Origin of the sequence: Chamaesiphon sp. OTE_8_metabat_110 (genome assembly GCF_031382685.1) — a bacterium.
Taxonomy (GTDB): domain Bacteria; phylum Cyanobacteriota; class Cyanobacteriia; order Cyanobacteriales; family Chamaesiphonaceae; genus Chamaesiphon.
In genome coordinates this window covers 1-3,610 of sequence record NZ_JANMZA010000372.1, presented here as the reverse complement: position 1 = coordinate 3,610, position 3,610 = coordinate 1, and the positions used below count along the sequence as shown (strand labels likewise).

Sequence of the window (3,610 nt, the reverse complement as noted above, 5' to 3'; positions counted from 1 at the left end):
TTTGGGATTACGGCAACGATTCAAGCTTGTGTTAAACGACAAATTCCGATTTTCGGTGTGTGCTTGGGATTACAGAGCATTGTCGAAGCTTACGGCGGAGAATTAGGAGTTCTGGATTATCCGCAACATGGTAAATCCTCTGGAATTCGGATTACTGCGCCAGAGTCAGTTTTATTCCAAGGCTTACCTACTGCCTTTGATGCAGGTCGCTACCATTCTTTGTATGCGATTCCCGAGCGGTTGCCCTCACAACTGCAAGTAACGGCAGTTGCTGAAGATGGCACGATCATGGCGATCGAACATCAAAGTCTACCGATTGCAGGAGTTCAATTTCATCCTGAATCAATTCTGACACTGATGGAAGATGTGGGTTTGGGCATTATTAAAAATGTCGTCAACGCTTATACTAATCCAGTTGTATTTAAGCAAGCTCAAACTTCAATAAGTTCTAAATATATCCCAGAATTATCCAGAAGCTGAGGAAATCAAAAATGATGCTGAAATCTGTTAAAGCGCATAATTTTCTGGAAGAAATTTTTAGCTACAAGCAAGAAGAAGTAATGCAATTACAACAGCATTACAGTCTTCAAGATCTCCAAAGTCAAGTTGAAAACGCCAGTGCTTGCCACAATTTTCAGCAAGCTTTACAGCAAAGCAACCGCCGACCCAGTTTAATTGCTGAAGTAAAAAAAGCATCACCAAGTCGCGGCATTATTCGGGCAGATTTCGACCCGGTGGCGATCGCGCAAGCTTACCAACGTGCTGGGGCAACTTGTCTATCTGTCCTTACAGATACTCGCTTTTTTCAAGGCAGTTTTGACAATTTACAGCGGATTCGTCGATCGGTCGAGCTGCCGTTGTTATGTAAAGAATTCATTATCGATCCCATTCAAATTTATCTCGCGCGGTTGGCAGGTGCTGATGCTGTTTTATTAATTGCGTCGATGCTGAGTCTAGAAAAGTTAGGCGAACTACTCTGTTTGATTCAAAAGTTAGGAATGGAAGCCTTAGTCGAGGTACACGATTTAGCGGAACTCGATCTCGTTTTGTCAATACCCTCTTTACGTTTAGTTGGGATTAATAACCGCAATCTTGCAACTTTTAATGTTGATGTAACCACGACTCAAACCGTATTAGCCGATCGCAGTGATGCCCTCAAAAACCGAGGGATTACCGCGATTAGTGAGTCGGGACTGAGCGATCGATCTCAGTTAGATCGAGTAGTTTCGTGGGGTGTAGATGCGGTGTTGGTGGGAGAATCTTTGATAAAACAAGCAGATATCGAACGCGCGGTTCACTGTTTAATGACTGGCGAGGGTTGAATAATTTACCCATAGAATGCCTACGATTGAAATCGTGGCTAATGTTGCAAAGTCCGCCTACGCGGACTGATTAACTAGTCCGCGTAGCGAAAAGTGCGGTCTTGGGGCGCGACGTTTGTGGGGGAAGCTTCCCCCTCAGAGCTTCGCTTGTTTCCCCAAGTAGAGCACCTTTTCAAGAGAGGCGGACTTTGCACCACAAACAGCGGTTTCTAACCGCTGGGGTTATAGATAAGTGGATGACGGATGCAATTTTCTATTTGTCGATCGAACTCCAAATTCGAGCGATCGAGCGCTAATATTCTATCGAGCTAAATAATTATGACTGCCTCAGTTTCTAATCGTTTTGAATCGTTAAAAACAACGAAAAATTCCGTCAATTCCTGTGGCTTAATTCCATTTATTATGGCGGGAGATCCGGATCTAGAGACTACGGCGCGTGCCTTAAAGGTGTTAGATCGGTGTGGGGCGAGTGCGATCGAATTAGGGGTTCCTTACTCCGATCCATTGGCAGATGGGCCAGTCATTCAAGCGGCGGCGACACGCGCCTTAGAACGAGGAATTAAGTTCGACTCCATTTTGGCAATGCTTGCTGAAGTGACTCCCCAATTGAATGCGCCGTTGATTTTGTTTACTTACTACAATCCCATTTTATATCGGGGGATTGAGTGCTTTTTAGACCAAATTGCCGCAGTCGGAGTTCGAGGCTTAATCGTGCCCGATCTACCCCTAGAAGAATCCCACTTACTAATCGACGCGGCGGCAAAAATCGGGATCGAAGTGACATTACTGGTTGCTCCGACTAGTTCGCCCGATCGGATTAAAAAAATCGCTACTGCTTCGAGTGGCTTTATTTATCTCGTTAGCGTGACGGGAGTAACGGGGATGCGCGCTCAAATCTCTCAGCAGGTTTATCCCTTAGTACAACAAATTCGCCAGGTCACTGATAAACCGATTGGGATTGGGTTTGGAATTTCCGACCCCAAGCAAGTAGCACAAATGAGGGAATGGGGTGCTAATGCCATCATTGTCGGCAGTGCCTGTGTCAATGCTTTGGCTAGTGGCACGCCAGAGCAAGGATTGATGGCACTCGAAGATTTGTGCGGTGCTTTTCAAGCAGCATTGGCTGATTAGGTTTCGATCGTTTAATACTTATACAAAATCGGTTTGCAACGCTCACTAACCCTGCCCTCACCCCCAACCCCTCTCCCAAGCTTGGGAGAAGCCGGAGCCGCAGGCGAGGGCGGGGTGAGGGCACGGGTTTCATCAGCAAAAGAAGTCTTTGTATAGCGAATTTGGCATAAGAAACTAGTCCGCCTGCGCGGACTTTGCATCACAAGCAGCGGTTTCTAACCGCTGTGGTTATAGATAGCAACTTAGATTACTCATTCTCAATAATTTACTCTTCACATCATGATTAGCAAAGCTCCTGCTCCAATGTTTCTCGAAGTTCAGCAACCCGACAGGCTCGGTCGGTTCGGACGATTTGGCGGTCAATATGTCCCCGAAACCCTCATGCCTGCCTTACAGGAGTTAGATCTGGTTCACCAAAAATATCTCAACGAGCCAAGCTTTCAGGCAGAGTTAAATCATTTACTCAAGGATTATGTCGGTCGGGCAACACCCTTATATCTTGCCGAGCGCCTAACCGCGCATTATGCCAAACCGGATGGCAGTGGCCCTCAAATTTATCTCAAACGCGAAGACTTAAACCATACAGGTGCCCACAAAATTAACAATGCCCTCGGTCAAGCCCTCCTCGCCAAACGGATGGGCAAACGGCGAATTATCGCGGAAACTGGAGCCGGACAGCATGGGGTAGCAACAGCGACAGTTTGCGCTTTATTTGGCTTGGAGTGCATCATTTACATGGGAGTTCAGGACATTCAACGTCAATCCTTGAACGTCTTTCGGATGAAATTAATGGGGGCGGAAGTGCGCCCAGTAGCGTCGGGAACTGGTACCCTCAAAGATGCCACTTCGGAAGCGATTCGCGATTGGGTGACAAATGTCGAGACAACCTACTATATTTTAGGCTCTGCGGCAGGCCCTCATCCATATCCGACGATCGTCCGGAATTTTCAAGCAATTATCGGTAAAGAAACTCGCGCACAGTGTCTAGAAAAATGGGGCGGATTGCCAGATATTCTGCTGGCTTGTGTCGGTGGTGGCTCGAACGCAGTGGGCTTATTCCACGAATTCTTGACTGAACCAAATGTGCGCTTAATTGGCGTTGAAGCCGCTGGTAAAGGACTAGATACAGACCAACATGCGGCGACGCTTACCTTTGG

Annotated in this window: 4 protein-coding genes; all 4 read left to right on the top strand. The window is 46.9% G+C overall.

Annotated features, from left to right (window positions below; genetic code table 11):
• A partial coding sequence (locus RMO52_RS13580) for a glutamine amidotransferase-related protein (protein WP_310415058.1) occupies positions 1–480 on the top strand: 480 nt, incomplete at its 5' end.
• Positions 481–491: 11 nt separating this feature from the next.
• Positions 492–1,322, top strand: coding sequence for an indole-3-glycerol phosphate synthase TrpC (gene trpC, locus RMO52_RS13575; protein WP_310415055.1), 831 nt, complete (start codon positions 492–494; stop codon positions 1,320–1,322).
• A 318-nt stretch (positions 1,323–1,640) separates the two neighbouring features.
• Positions 1,641–2,453, top strand: coding sequence for a tryptophan synthase subunit alpha (gene trpA / locus RMO52_RS13570; protein WP_310415052.1), 813 nt, complete (start codon positions 1,641–1,643; stop codon positions 2,451–2,453).
• Between the two features lie 303 nt (positions 2,454–2,756).
• On the top strand, positions 2,757–3,610 hold an 854-nt coding region (trpB, locus tag RMO52_RS13565), incomplete at its 3' end, for a tryptophan synthase subunit beta (protein WP_310415049.1).